This is a genomic window from Wolbachia endosymbiont (group A) of Colletes cunicularius (assembly GCF_964264715.1).
Taxonomy (GTDB): domain Bacteria; phylum Pseudomonadota; class Alphaproteobacteria; order Rickettsiales; family Anaplasmataceae; genus Wolbachia.
The window spans coordinates 435,673-448,586 of the sequence record NZ_OZ183471.1; the positions used below are offsets into that span (position 1 = coordinate 435,673).

Below are 12,914 nucleotides of genomic sequence, written 5' to 3' on the forward strand. Positions count from 1 at the left end.
AATCTTATCTGTTAGCTATATATAAAATTTGATACTCTGACTACAATATACTACTATAGATAAAAGTGTTATCAATGGAGCAAAGTATGGAATTAATAGTAGGAAATAATGTACCATACTACTATAATACCACAGAAGTGGTATTAATGGAGCAAGGTATGGAATTAGCAGTAGGAAATAATGCACCTGATTTTAGCTTACCAACAGATTCTGGTGAAAATTTATCATTGAGTGAATTTTTTGATAAAAAAAATGTAGTTCTTTATTTTTATCCTAAAGACGATACTCCGGGTTGTAGGATGGAGGCAAAAGGCTTTAGAGATAAAATAGATGATTTTTCTTCCCTTGACACAGTGATAATTGGTGTATCAAAAGATAGTGTTAAGCGCCATGCTAACTTCAAAGCAAAATATTCTCTGCCATTTTCCTTAGTTTCTGATGAGAATGCTGAAATGTTGGAAAAATATGGTGTTTGGGTAGAGAAAAGTATGTTTGGCAAAAAGTATATGGGAATAGAGCGCACTACTTTTTTAATAGATAAAAAAGGTAAAGTAGTGAAGATCTGGAAAAATGTAAAAGTTAGTGGGCATGTTGATGAGGTTCTGGAAGAAGTAAGGAGAATGTAAACTAAAGAATAGGTTAATGGCTACCCATTGCTACATAAAAAAGCTGAAATTACATAATTTTCGTAGCCACTCAAACTTTGAACTGGATTCAGATGATAGCTCAGTTGTAATAACTGGCGAAAATGGTATTGGTAAAACTAATATACTTGAAGCAATCTCGTTGCTTGCTAAAAGCAATGGAATGAAAAAAGCAAAAACCAGTGAGATACAAAATAGATTCAGTAATGAAGATTGGGTAGTGCACTATGATTTTTTTAATGGAACGGATTTTAATTCAATTGGTATCGCAAAGAGTTTTGATAAGAAACTAATACAAATTGATGGAAAAACGCAATCAAGTTATTCATCTCTGTATAAGATATCCAATGTAATATGGCTGATTCCACAAATGGACTATGTTCTTCTTAATTCTCCAAGTGACAGATTGAAATTTTTAGACCGTATAGTTTCACTGTTTGAAGAAAATTACACTTGCTGCTACATGAAATATAGAAAAGCTAAACATGAGCGAAGTAAACTATTGAGGAAGAACATTTTGAACAAAAACTGGTTCTCTAGTCTTGAAAACATAATGGCCGTTAATGCAGTTAGTATTTTACATATGCGATCGTCTGTTTTAAAAATATTACAAGATACAATTGATAACCATTCCAGTAAGCTTTTTCCGAAGGCAAGTTTGAAATTCAGCAGCCAGCTAACTTTGGACGATACTGCAGAATATTTTCAGAATCGTCTAAAGGAAAACAGAGAAAAAGATTCATTGACTGGTAGAGTAACCCTTGGTGTGCATAACGATAATTTTCGGGTTTTTTGTCAAAAAAGAAACGTACCAATAAATCTGTGCTCCACTGGGGAACAAAAGTTATTACTGCTTTCTATTATTTTATCCAGTGTAAAAGCAAGGTGTATTCATTACAATAAGGCACCACTTCTTCTACTTGATGATATAATGTCTCATCTAGATAAACATTACAGAAAGGCGTTAATAGAGGAAGTGTTAAGTATTCAATGTCAAACTTGGATAACTGATGTAAATCAAGATAATTTCAATAGCTATCTTTATTCTTTCAAGTTTTTTGAATTGTTAAGTAAATAAGTGACAATATTCTTCTGCAAAAGGAAAGAAATACTTACGTCCTTGGTCTTTTATTATATGACTGTGACCTTACCCAGATGATATGAATAAGTATTGCTTGGTTGAAAGCAAGAGAAGATAATAACTTTTCAGAGTGGATAGGTGGCAGGTTGATACTTCTTTTGAGGCACTTTCTGCTCTTACATGGAGTGTAGGAAGAAGACCTCGTGACCCAGATTAACCACCCCTGCCACCGGCGAGGCTCACAAAATGTGATGACCTCGTATAGGAGTTTGGAACAACCGGTACTCTGATATATTGAAATATGCAATTGGAGGAAAAATGCGTCACATTGGAGTTATACTAATAGCTTTACTGCTTGTTATCTGCAAGAAGGGAAGCCAGAGTATATTCAAACGTTTTGCTTAAAAGACTTGGATAATTTTATCGAAAATCTTCAAGAAACAGATAAAGTGGCTATAGAAGCAACAGGCAATAGCTGTTTCTTTTATGATGCAGTTTCACCTTACGTTAAGCGTGTGGTAATAGTCGCTCCCGGACAGTTTGAAGTTGTGCGCCGCTCTATACACAAAACAGACAAGCATGATGCAAGAGCTATTGCTTTCTTTCTAAGCAAAGATATGTTGCCTGAGGCAAGGCATAAAAGCAAACAATGTTAGCAGTTATAGTATTTTCTAAAACGAATGATAAACGTCTAAAATGGTATTACCAACTAAAAGGTGTAAGTCTGTACATTGATGCATTAGAGGTCTGAGGCGACTTTTGATGGTGTGCCAACAATGCTCTATCGGATTTAGATCTCACTTTTACCCACAATTTTGAGAGGTCATTATGTGAAGCATAACTATGCTCTCCTTAAGGTTTTCATAGCCCCGCCATAGAGTCATAGACCCTGGTAAATTATCACTTTTTCTATTCATAAATCCACCCAATTTTCCTAACCAAATAATAGCTTGTTTTATGTTTGGAGGTTCTTCGGGTAATGTTGCTACCCGATACTCACGCATGTAAAGGACCTTCCACTCTTCGTTACTTAAAATTTTAGTACAAATTTCCATGGGATTTGATAAAGCCACTTTTGTCAAATATAAAATTTTAAACGCGATTATACTTTTTATAGCAATTAACTTCTGTAATCTTTCTTTTGTAGCTAAGCAAGAGCTTTCTATCTTAGAGCCTGTCTTCAAACTAAGTAGAAAGGAGTTAAGAAGTGTGTTATAAGGTATATTTTAAATGTACCCAAGCGATATAAGTGACAAAGAATGGAAGATAATAGAGCTATATTTTGAACCTAAAAAGACCGGTAGACCAAGAAAACATAGTATTAGAACAATTATTAACGCAATCCGCTATATGATGAGAACAGGATGTCAATGGAGACAACTGCCTAAAGATTTTCCACCATGGAAAACAGTGTATAGTTGTAATTAGCGATTGAAAAAAAGTGGAATATGGCAAGAGATTCATGATTTTCTAGTTAAAAAAGTAAGAGAGATAATTGGTAAGAATGAAACTCCATCAGTGGGAATAATAGATAGCCAATCAGTAAAAACTACTCAAAAAGGGGATCCAGAGGATATGATGCTGGCAAGAAAGTAAAGGGTAGAAAGCGCCACATCGTTGTAGATACTGTAGGTCTTGTAATTGCTGCTGAAGTACAAAGTGCAAGCATTCAGGATCTTGATGGTGCACTAAATCTTTTTGTTCAAGCCAAATGCAAAGCTCCAACATTACATAAGTTTTTTGCTGATCAAGGATACACAGGTAAATTGCAAAACCTCTGCTTATTGGAAACTGGATGTTTATTGACGATTACCAAGAAAATAGTTGATACAGGATTTCAGGTTATTCCCAAACGTTGGATTGTTGAGAGAACCTTTGCTTGGCTCTCCAATTTTAGACGTATGAGTAAGGATTATGAGCATTCTCCTCTCACTTCAAAAAATAACATCTTCTTTAATATGATCACTATTATGCTTCACAAATTAGCTCATTCTTGAGTTTGAAGACAGGCTCTTACATCCTGATTTTAAAATCCTAAAATACTCTTCAATTTTCCATCTTAGCTTATACCAATTTATCTTTTCTATGGCATCTAAAGTATGGTACATTAGTTAGTAGAGTCCAGTCGACAGCTTCCAATCCATCAGGAGCTTTTGCACTTACCACATATACAGGGACTTATTTTATGTATTGTATCTTTTGACTCATAAATGGAAGAAGATCTGATAGGCTTTCATATACTTAACTTCAATATTAGCTTTCCTTGATCTCTGGTTTCCACCTTTAGTAACTTCTAGAGAAATTTTCTTTTTTTTACTGGCAGTTGAGTGATGCGTGTTTGCAAATCTGTTTTTCCGACTTCAGTACAGATAAATCTTCTATTAGCTCGATTGCGGATTACATAAAAACTACCTAACGTCTCAGCCACCCATAAAAATTTGAAGATGTCTGCTTCCCTATCACCAAGGGTAACAAGTTGTACATTTGGAGGAAGGTTGTTTGTAGTTTCTTTGAGAGCTGTTATCCACTTATAACTTTCTTTTTCTTCTATGGAGGTACGGTATTTTCTGTTTGCTTTTTCTTGTGCCGTTTCTTCTTCCCTAATAGAACGCGCCCAACATTGTTGGGAAGATAGACCTAAAGACGTGAATTCTGGATTAAAGGAGAATAGAAAAGGCAAGAAAACAGGGTAAACTCAGCAGTTATAAAAAAATAGATGAGGTTACCCATGGAACGCGAATTCTGGATTAAGGAAGGAAGAAAGTATAGGAAATAGAAGGCTTTGTGGATTTGATGGAATAGGAAATGAGAGTAGAAAAGATATGAACCAAAAAATTAACAGGGGATCTATGGCGAGTGTGTTCAATTTCTAGTCTATTGGGAATGTTCAAAAAAGTGTGTCAAACCGAAAAAAAAGTAATAAATTGATATAAAAAAATGGAGGTTTGACAATGAGTCAGAAAGTAGTAAACAGAACTAACGGATTGGTAGATTATAAAGAGTTGGAAACAAATATCCTGTCGTCTATACGAGAAGGAAGACCGTTGACAGGAAGGGAGGGAGCATTAACACCATTTATAAAAAAGCTGCTGGAGGCAAGTTTGGAAGGTGAAATAGAAAACCACTTATTAGCTGAAAGTGAAGAGAATAATCGAAGAAATGGGAGAAATGGAAAGACTTTACGGACAAGTGCCGGTTCATTTGAACTTTTGACGCCAAGGGATAGAGAAGGAAGTTTTGAGCCGCAAATAGTCAAAAAAAGGCAAACAAGCTTACATCCAGAGCTTGAAACGAAGATTTTGAGCACATTTGCCAGTGGTATGAGCTATAGAGATATAGCGTCACACGTTGAGGAAATTTATGATCACAAAATATCGGCGGCAGAGATATAAAGTATTACCGACAAATTACTGCCTATAATCAATGAATGGCGTAGTCGTCCACTGCAATCAGTATACCCGATAGTATTTATGGATGGGATGTTCTTTAAGGTCAAAGAGAATGGACATTGCGTAAGTAAATGTATGTACAATATATTGGGCATAGACCAAAATGGCAGAAAAGAAGTCCTGGGCTTTTATTTGGCTGAAAGTGAAGGAGCTAACTTTTGGTTGGGAGTGCTAAATGACCTCAAAGAAAGAGGAGTAGAAGATATTCTGATTGCATGTGTAGATGGGCTAAAAAGCTTTCCTGCAGCTATAAATAGTGCGTTTCCTAAAGCAGAAGTACAGCTATGTATAGTGCATCAGATAAGAAATTCACTAAAATATGTATCCAGCAAAGATGTGAAAGTTTTCATGAATGATTTGAAAAAAATATATCGTGCTACAAGTAAAGAAATTGCTGAAAATTACTTACTTGAGCTGGAAGAAAAATGGGGAGAAAAGTATCCTTTAGTTATAAAATCGTGGCAGAACAATTGGGAAAATTTATCTGGTTATTTCAAGTATTCTAGCCCAGTTAGAAGGCTAATTTACACCACAAATCCAATTGAGGGGCTGCACAGACAGATCAGAAAATTCACTAAAACCAAGGGCTCATTTACCAGCACAAATGCCTTGTATAAACAGGTATATTGTGCTATAAAGAAGGTAGAGCAAAAATGGACTATGGCTCTGCCTAATTGGGCTTTAACTATGTCTCAACTTGATATTTTCTTTCCAGATAGATTGAAAATTGAGTTGAACTAAAAATGCGGTTTGACACACTTTTTTGAACATTCCCCTAGAATACTTGAAATAACCAGATAAATTTTCCCAATTGTTCTGCCACGATTTTATAACTAAAGGATACTTTTCTCCCCATTTTTCTTCCAGCTCAAGTAAGTAATTTTCAGCAATTTCTTTACTTGTAGCACGATATATTTTTTTCAAATCATTCATGAAAACTTTCACATCTTTGCTGGATACATATTTTAGTGAATTTCTTATCTGATGCACTATACATAGCTGTACTTCTGCTTTAGGAAACGCACTATTTATAGCTGCAGGAAAGCTTTTTAGCCCATCTACACATGCAATCAGAATATCTTCTACTCCTCTTTCTTTGAGGTCATTTAGCACTCCCAACCAAAAGTTAGCTCCTTCACTTTCAGCCAAATAAAAGCCCAGGACTTCTTTTCTGCCATTTTGGTCTATGCCCAATATATTGTACATACATTTACTTACGCAATGTCCATTCTCTTTGACCTTAAAGAACATCCCATCCATAAATACTATCGGGTATACTGATTGCAGTGGACGACTACGCCATTCATTGATTATAGGCAGTAATTTGTCGGTAATACTTTATATCTCTGCCGCCGATATTTTGTGATCATAAATTTCCTCAACGTGTGACGCTATATCTCTATAGCTCATACCACTGGCAAATGTGCTCAAAATCTTCGTTTCAAGCTCTGGATGTAAGCTTGTTTGCCTTTTTTTGACTATTTGCGGCTCAAAACTTCCTTCTCTATCCCTTGGCGTCAAAAGTTCAAATGAACCGGCACTTGTCCGTAAAGTCTTTCCATTTCTCCCATTTCTTCGATTATTCTCTTCACTTTCAGCTAATAAGTGGTTTTCTATTTCACCTTCCAAACTTGCCTCCAGCAGCTTTTTTATAAATGGTGTTAATGCTCCCTCCCTTCCTGTCAACGGTCTTCCTTCTCGTATAGACGACAGGATATTTGTTTCCAACTCTTTATAATCTACCAATCCGTTAGTTCTGTTTACTACTTTCTGACTCATTGTCAAACCTCCATTTTTTTATATCAATTTATTACTTTTTTTTCGGTTTGACACACTTTTTTGAACCATACGCGTCAAGTTAAGGGAAAGTAGCATAAGGAAAAAGAAAAGTGGTAAAGATTATTTTAGATATTAAGTAATAAAGCTAGTAATTTATAGACTCTTCTAAAAGAATTATCTTATTTTAGATCAAAATTTCCCAAAAAATAAATGTAACAAACAAGATACCCACTTTAAATGGTGCTATATTGGGCCTTAACTTGACGCGTATGCTTTTTTGAACATTCCCCCCTGTTAATTTTTTGGTTCATATCTTTTCTACTCTCATTTCCTATTCCATCAAATCCACAAAGCCTTCTATTTCCTATACTTTCTTCCTTCCTTAATCCAGAATTCGCGTTACAACGATGTGGCGCTTTCTACCCTTTACTTTCTTGCCAGCATCATATCCTCTGGATCCCCTTTTTGAGTAGTTTTTACTGATTGGCTATCTATTATTCCCACTGATGGAGTTTCATTCTTACCAATTATCTCTCTTACTTTTTTAACTAGAAAATCATGAATCTCTTGCCATATTCCACTTTTTTTCAATCGCTAATTACAACTATACACTGTTTTCCATGGTGGAAAATCTTTAGGCAGTTGTCTCCATTGACATCCTGTTCTCATCATATAGCGGATTGCGTTAATAATTGTTCTAATACTATGTTTTCTTGGTCTACCGGTCTTTTTAGGTTCAAAATATAGCTCTATTATCTTCCATTCTTTGTCACTTATATCGCTTGGGTACATTTAAAATATATCTTATAACACACTTCTTAACTCCTTTCTACTTAGTTTGAAGACAGGCTCTTAGACTTCTTGCATAACCCAAACTAAGTAGAAAAAAGGTATCATCCAAGTAGCTCTCTTGGACTCTTTTAGCTATAAATATTAAGAAATTTACCAAATGAAAAAAAAGGCAAAAGAAACCCTGGTAGCTAGTTATTCACTATCCATTTTTTAAGTTGGCGTTTTTTTGATGTTTTAAATGCTTTATAAGCGTATTTCAGCTTGTATAGGTAAAAACCTAGAATTTGATAAAGACATAGAGTGTACATAGTGCAAAAAATTAAACATGAGACGCCAAATACGTTGAGTTTTTTTGTCATTTAATCTGTACAGAGAAGATAAATAAATAGCTTCAGTGTTTATGATAAGGGGGTTGGCGAAGTTTGTAAAGCAATTTTTTCGTTTCTATTTCCAATGTTATATGGTTATGCAAGAAGTCTATTATTTTTAATCTATAGCTAACGTAAAAGAGATATGCAAAAACTCTATTGATCCATAGTCTGCAAATTATTAATAACACTTACTTTAAAGAACCTTACTTTACGCTGATCTTTGAGCGCTCTTTTGTGGTATTTTGTAAGAGTATAACTTGTGAAATCTTCTTCACTATAGATTAAAGAGTTACACTGCTTTATATGTGATGCTATCCACTCTGCATAGTCCTGATGATCGGTTGCAATGAATATTTTCCCTGTTATAAGTATTTTTTTTGCTAATAAATTTAAAAATTCCTTATTAATTAATCGTCTTTTATTGTGACTTCTTTTTGGCCATGGATCTGGAAAGAGGATAAAGAATCTTTCAACACTGTTGTCAGGAAAATTTGCAATCAATTCTCTTGCATCTTCTGTCCATATTAAAATGTTTTTTATGTTTTGTATTTCTATGTTTGTTAGCAAGCGAGAAACCCCCTTTAAGTAGGGCTCACATCCTATAAATAATAGATCAGGTTCATTGAGCACCTGGTAAAGCATATTTTCACCGTTGCCAAAGCCTATTTCTACCCATATTCTTTTTCGTGAATTTACAATCTTCTCTATAGATTCCTTGCTGTTTTGAATAGAATATTTTTCCAATATTTCATCAACATCCGGTTTTAACCTGGACCTTCTGGAGAACGATCTAATCCACTTGCTATTCTTAAATAGCATATTCTTGATACATATATAATTTTCTCACTATATTTTATATAGCTTAAACAATTCTCGAAATGAATTAACGAAAAATTACTTGTCAATAATTATTAATATTATATAATATATGAGTTCTAATAAAGTTTAAATTAAAGGTCACATTGCATGAATAATAATGATTCAGTTGTAAATCTACCGGTTACTATCAGAAAGCTATCATCAAACAAGTTTATAGAAGAGATATGTCAAGGCCAATTTGAGGATCAAGATAATGCCTTGTTTGAAGATTCTTTTGTTAACAAAATTAAAGAAGGAGATGTGGTAGAAGGTGTAATTACAAGAATAAACCCTAACGACGTTGTGGTTGATATTGGTTTAAAGTCTGACGGGAGAATTCTGATCAAGGAACTCGGTTGTAATGATGAGATCATTATTGGCTCGAAAATTAGAGTTTATGTGGAAAGAATTGAAGATTATCATGGTAATGTTGTTCTTAGCCGTGAAAAAGCAATTAGAGACGAGAAATGGAATAAGTTGGAAGAAGATACAGTTACAAGAGCTGAAGTAAGCGGAGTTATTAAACGCTCAATTAAATGTGGTTTTATTGTTGATCTTGGTGACGGAATAAGCGCTTTTTTACCGCTGAGTCATGTGGATTTGAAGCAAGTAAAAGACGCGAAGCACCTTATTGAAACTGAACAAAAGTTCATCGTGCTTAAAATGGATAAGAAGCAAGGTAATATTGTAGTATCAAGAAAGCTGGTGTTAGAAAAATTGCACGCTGGTGAAAAAATTAAATTTTTAGAATCTTTAAATGAAGGCGATATAATAGAAGGAAAAATAAAAAGCATCACTCATTACGGTGTATTTGTCGGTATTCATGAATCAGATGTAGTGGGAGTTATAGATGGATTGCTACATATTACAGATATCTCTTGGAGTAGAGTGAGTCATCCATCTGCAGTTTTTGCTTGTGGCCAGACTATAAAAGTTAAAATTATAAAAATAGATAAGGAAAATGCTAAAATTTCCTTGGGTGTGAAGCAGCTAGAAGATAGCCCTTGGCAAGATGCAGAGTCAAAATATCCAGTTGATAGTGTGCATAAGGGTTATGTAACAAGCATAGAAGATTATGGATTGTTTGTTGAGCTTAGACCTGGAATTGAAGGTTTAGTGCACTCGTCAGAAATAACTTGGGTTAAGAGTAATTTACCAGTTAGTAGTCTCGTAACAAGGGGACAAGAAGTATATGTAAAAATTCTCAGTATTGACATTGCTAAGAGTAGGATGAGTTTAAGCATGAAAAGGTGTGTAGACAACCCTTGGCAAGTATTTATCAATAAATATCCTCCTGGTTCTATTGTTTCTGGTGAAGTGAAGAATAATACCGGCTCATATGTATCTGTTGCTTTCAATGATTCTGAAATAGATGAGAACGTAGAAGGGACAATATATGTGAAAGATTTAAGTTGGTCTAAAAATAGCTCAGATGAGATAAAGAAGTATAATGTAGGTGATAAAATAGAAGCAAAAGTAATAAGGGCTAACGTGAATCGGGCAAGAATTTATCTTGGAATAAAACAAATAGAGTATGATCCTCTTGAAGAACTGATAAAGAAAGTTAAGGTAGGCGATAAAATACAGGTTATTGTAGGTAAGAGAGAAGATAATGGACTAGTCGTTGAAGTTGAGAACGATGTAACCCTTCTAATAGATCAAGAGCATTTACCGGAAAATAAAAAGTTCTCTATATCAGAAAAAATAGAAGTTGAAGTATTGGGTGTTGAAGAATATAACATAGTATTATCTGCTAAGTGATAAGGTTTACTTATTTTGGCTTCATATAAATGGCAACAAAGTCTGATATAATAGCGAGGGTAGCAAAAAGACATCCTTTTTTAGATAAGATTGTTATAGCAGCTATAGTTGATAGATTTTTTGGGATACTTTCAAGCACATTGAAGCATCATAATAGAGTTGAAATTAGGGGGTTTGGTTCTTTTTCAGTTAGAAGTTATAACTTGAAAGAAACAAGCCATTTAATGTTACAGAAGTTTACAAAGAATCAATACTTTAAAACATATTTTCGTAGCAGTAAAAAATTATCTGATTTGATAAATGAATAAAAATTTATACCATAAATAAGATGAAAGTAGGGGTTTGAGTTTATACTGTACGATAGAAATTTTTAGCACCATATGCAAGTAGTAGAAATAGTTATACGTAATAACACATACAAAATATCTTGCGAAAGTGGGAAGAAGAGCCATTTATTACGTCTTGCTAATAGTTTTGACAAGCTAGTTGGTTCTGTATCTCAAAAAACTGGAGGTAAGGGTTCGGATGCATTAAATTTCTTACTTGCAGCGCTAATTCTTGAGGATAAAATTTTAGAATTAACAAAGCGGTTGGATGAAGCAAATCAAGAGCGCGAAAAGTATAGAAACGAGAAAAGAATAGAATATATTGAGGTACTAGATAAGGTAAATAAGATTATCACTAATCTTGAGTGCATAAAGGATTAGCTTCAATAAAGCAAGCAATTAAATTGACTATCTGACTATTTAAGCCAGGAGGGAGGTTTGTCTTACGAGTTATGTAACAATATAATTCGTAATCATCAAGATCAACTATTTTTTCGTATTCGATTAGTTCACTCAAGGAAAATTTATCAAGATATTTCAATGCGAAATGCCCTAAAAGTATATCGGTTTCTTTGCAACCCCTATGCCAGCTTCTATACATCAATTTTCTTCTGAGTAGTGAGGTATCTGTCATTACAATTAAACTTTTTTTTAATTTAAAAGTTAAACTAAATACTTGTCAAGCGAGGCGCGTTTTAATATACTTAACATTTGTTTAAGATCTAAATACACAGGTGGAGTTAATTTCGAATTTCATTCATCAGTTTGGCAATGGAATATATTGTTTTTTGTCATTTGCCTTAATCATTTCTGTTATAGTGTTTGTGCATGAATATGGGCATTATGTTGTTGCCAAAGCATGCAAAGTTAAAGTTGAATCTTTTTCTATAGGTTTTGGTCCTGAAATTTTTGGTTTTAACGATAAGTCTGGAACTAGATGGAAACTAAGCGCTGTTCCATTGGGTGGTTATGTTAAAATGTTAGGGGATACTAATGCAGCGAGTGCCCCAGCTGATCAAAAAGAATTAACTGAAGAAGAAAAGTTGTATTCATTTCATACAAAACCGCGGTATAAAAAAGCAGCAGTGGTTTTTGCAGGACCTTTTGCAAATATGATACTTGCTGTTATAGCTTTTACAATATTTTTTAGCACGGCAGGTTATTACCGCACTCCACCGGTGATTAGGGATGTAATTGAAGGAAGTGCAGCCAAACAAGCTGGCCTATTACCAGGTGACACTATTACACAAATCAATGAACATAAAATAAGATACTTTGAAGATATTTCACGTGTGATAATGTCGAACCCCAAGACGAGAATGGAAATTAAATATAGCAGAAATAGTGAGGAGCGTAGAACTAGCCTGACTCCATTGACAATTGAGAGTAGAGATGTTTTTGGCAACATAATAGAAAGAGAAACTATAGGGATTATTTCAGTCAATACATTAAAGCAGTCATCTTTTCTTGGGGCTGTGAGCTTATCAGTAAGTGAAACTTACCACACTATGTGCTTAACTATCAAAGCTATCTTTCAAATTATCGTTGGTAAGAGAAGTGCAAGTGAAATAGGTGGACCAATAAAAATTGCAAAATATTCAGGGCAATCAGCCAAAAAAGGATTTATTATGGTTGTGTATCTCATGGCAATTATTTCAGCTAACTTAGCTGCGATTAATTTACTGCCAATTCCGCTACTGGATGGGGGGCATTTATTTCACTATATTATAGAAGCAGTTATACGTCGAGATTTAAGTTTGAAATGTCAAAAATATGCAGCTATTTTTGGTGCTTTAGTATTGTTTTTGCTTATGGCAACTGGAATGTCAAATGATATTAGGAGTCTTTTTTAA

At 34.2% G+C, this 12,914-nt stretch carries 16 protein-coding genes and 5 pseudogenes; 12 read left to right on the top strand and 9 right to left on the bottom strand.

Annotated elements, in window-relative coordinates:
• The first annotated feature begins 158 nt into the window (after positions 1-158).
• The 3 genes and pseudogenes from bcp to ACFELZ_RS02505 form a co-directional block, all read left to right on the top strand.
• Positions 159-626 (top strand): thioredoxin-dependent thiol peroxidase, encoded by a 468-nt coding sequence (gene bcp / locus ACFELZ_RS02495; protein WP_264688477.1) that lies wholly within the window; start codon positions 159-161, stop codon positions 624-626.
• A gap of 16 nt (positions 627-642) precedes the next feature.
• Positions 643-1,722: a DNA replication/repair protein RecF gene (recF, locus tag ACFELZ_RS02500; protein WP_375316434.1), complete on the top strand. Its 1,080-nt coding sequence runs from the start codon at positions 643-645 to the stop codon at positions 1,720-1,722.
• Positions 1,723-2,024: 302 nt separating this feature from the next.
• Positions 2,025-2,378 (top strand): annotated as a pseudogene (locus ACFELZ_RS02505) (hypothetical protein); the annotation flags it as partial.
• A gap of 150 nt (positions 2,379-2,528) precedes the next feature.
• Here the strand turns inward: ACFELZ_RS02505 and ACFELZ_RS02510 are convergent.
• Positions 2,529-2,909 carry an IS4 family transposase gene (locus ACFELZ_RS02510; RefSeq protein ID WP_375316435.1) on the bottom strand — a complete coding sequence of 127 codons (381 nt, stop codon included), beginning with the start codon at positions 2,907-2,909 and terminating at the stop codon, positions 2,529-2,531.
• A gap of 46 nt (positions 2,910-2,955) precedes the next feature.
• On the opposite strand from ACFELZ_RS02510, the gene ACFELZ_RS02515 reads away from it, so the two are divergent.
• From ACFELZ_RS02515 to ACFELZ_RS02525, 3 genes are read left to right on the top strand one after another with little or no spacing between them, the layout of a single operon-like run.
• Positions 2,956-3,153, top strand: coding sequence for a transposase (locus ACFELZ_RS02515; RefSeq protein WP_375315805.1), 198 nt, complete (start codon positions 2,956-2,958; stop codon positions 3,151-3,153).
• Positions 3,154-3,156: 3 nt separating this feature from the next.
• Complete coding sequence (locus ACFELZ_RS02520; protein ID WP_375315781.1) at positions 3,157-3,321, top strand: hypothetical protein; 165 nt, start codon at positions 3,157-3,159, stop codon at positions 3,319-3,321.
• 17 nt (positions 3,322-3,338) lie between these two features.
• Positions 3,339-3,722 (top strand): transposase, encoded by a 384-nt coding sequence (locus ACFELZ_RS02525; RefSeq protein WP_375316621.1) that lies wholly within the window; start codon positions 3,339-3,341, stop codon positions 3,720-3,722.
• Here the strand turns inward: ACFELZ_RS02525 and ACFELZ_RS02530 are convergent.
• The 3 genes and pseudogenes from ACFELZ_RS02530 to ACFELZ_RS02540 all read right to left on the bottom strand — a co-directional run.
• A complete protein-coding gene (locus ACFELZ_RS02530; RefSeq protein WP_375316436.1) occupies positions 3,708-3,833 on the bottom strand; it encodes a transposase in 126 nt (41 codons plus the stop codon). The genes ACFELZ_RS02525 and ACFELZ_RS02530 overlap by 15 nt on opposite strands.
• A gap of 185 nt (positions 3,834-4,018) precedes the next feature.
• Positions 4,019-4,405 carry a hypothetical protein gene (locus tag ACFELZ_RS02535; RefSeq protein ID WP_375316437.1) on the bottom strand — a complete coding sequence of 129 codons (387 nt, stop codon included), beginning with the start codon at positions 4,403-4,405 and terminating at the stop codon, positions 4,019-4,021.
• Between the two features lie 67 nt (positions 4,406-4,472).
• A pseudogene (locus ACFELZ_RS02540) lies at positions 4,473-4,604 on the bottom strand (IS982 family transposase); the annotation flags it as partial.
• 72 nt (positions 4,605-4,676) lie between these two features.
• Here ACFELZ_RS02540 and ACFELZ_RS02545 point away from each other — a divergent pair.
• Positions 4,677-5,915: pseudogene (locus ACFELZ_RS02545) on the top strand (IS256 family transposase).
• Positions 5,916-5,921: 6 nt separating this feature from the next.
• On the opposite strand, the pseudogene ACFELZ_RS02550 reads toward ACFELZ_RS02545, so the two are convergent.
• Positions 5,922-6,953: pseudogene (locus tag ACFELZ_RS02550) on the bottom strand (IS256 family transposase); the annotation flags it as partial.
• 290 nt (positions 6,954-7,243) lie between these two features.
• Between ACFELZ_RS02550 and ACFELZ_RS02555 the strand changes: the two are divergent.
• Positions 7,244-7,339 (top strand): annotated as a pseudogene (locus tag ACFELZ_RS02555) (IS982 family transposase); the annotation flags it as partial.
• A 40-nt stretch (positions 7,340-7,379) separates the two neighbouring features.
• Here the strand turns inward: ACFELZ_RS02555 and ACFELZ_RS02560 are convergent.
• From ACFELZ_RS02560 to trmB, 3 genes are all read right to left on the bottom strand, one after another.
• Complete coding sequence (locus ACFELZ_RS02560; RefSeq protein WP_375315781.1) at positions 7,380-7,544, bottom strand: hypothetical protein; 165 nt, start codon at positions 7,542-7,544, stop codon at positions 7,380-7,382.
• A 3-nt stretch (positions 7,545-7,547) separates the two neighbouring features.
• A complete protein-coding gene (locus ACFELZ_RS02565) occupies positions 7,548-7,745 on the bottom strand; it encodes a transposase (RefSeq protein ID WP_375315805.1) in 198 nt (65 codons plus the stop codon).
• A 524-nt stretch (positions 7,746-8,269) separates the two neighbouring features.
• Positions 8,270-8,935, bottom strand: coding sequence for a tRNA (guanosine(46)-N7)-methyltransferase TrmB (gene trmB, locus ACFELZ_RS02570; RefSeq protein ID WP_375316438.1), 666 nt, complete (start codon positions 8,933-8,935; stop codon positions 8,270-8,272).
• Positions 8,936-9,082: 147 nt separating this feature from the next.
• Between trmB and ACFELZ_RS02575 the strand changes: the two genes are divergently transcribed.
• The 3 genes from ACFELZ_RS02575 to ACFELZ_RS02585 all read left to right on the top strand — a co-directional run bounded on the left by ACFELZ_RS02575 (position 9,083) and on the right by ACFELZ_RS02585 (position 11,442).
• Complete coding sequence (locus ACFELZ_RS02575; protein WP_375316439.1) at positions 9,083-10,735, top strand: 30S ribosomal protein S1; 1,653 nt, start codon at positions 9,083-9,085, stop codon at positions 10,733-10,735.
• Between the two features lie 29 nt (positions 10,736-10,764).
• Positions 10,765-11,043, top strand: coding sequence for an HU family DNA-binding protein (locus ACFELZ_RS02580; protein WP_010963035.1), 279 nt, complete (start codon positions 10,765-10,767; stop codon positions 11,041-11,043).
• A 72-nt stretch (positions 11,044-11,115) separates the two neighbouring features.
• On the top strand, positions 11,116-11,442 hold the full coding sequence (locus ACFELZ_RS02585) for a cell division protein ZapA (protein ID WP_182183710.1): 327 nt from the start codon (positions 11,116-11,118) through the stop codon (positions 11,440-11,442).
• Here ACFELZ_RS02585 and ACFELZ_RS02590 read toward each other — a convergent pair.
• On the bottom strand, positions 11,417-11,695 hold the full coding sequence (locus tag ACFELZ_RS02590; protein ID WP_182158663.1) for a succinate dehydrogenase assembly factor 2: 279 nt from the start codon (positions 11,693-11,695) through the stop codon (positions 11,417-11,419). The genes ACFELZ_RS02585 and ACFELZ_RS02590 overlap by 26 nt on opposite strands.
• 100 nt (positions 11,696-11,795) lie before the next feature.
• On the opposite strand from ACFELZ_RS02590, the gene rseP reads away from it, so the two are divergent.
• Complete coding sequence (rseP, locus tag ACFELZ_RS02595) at positions 11,796-12,914, top strand: RIP metalloprotease RseP (RefSeq protein WP_375316440.1); 1,119 nt, start codon at positions 11,796-11,798, stop codon at positions 12,912-12,914.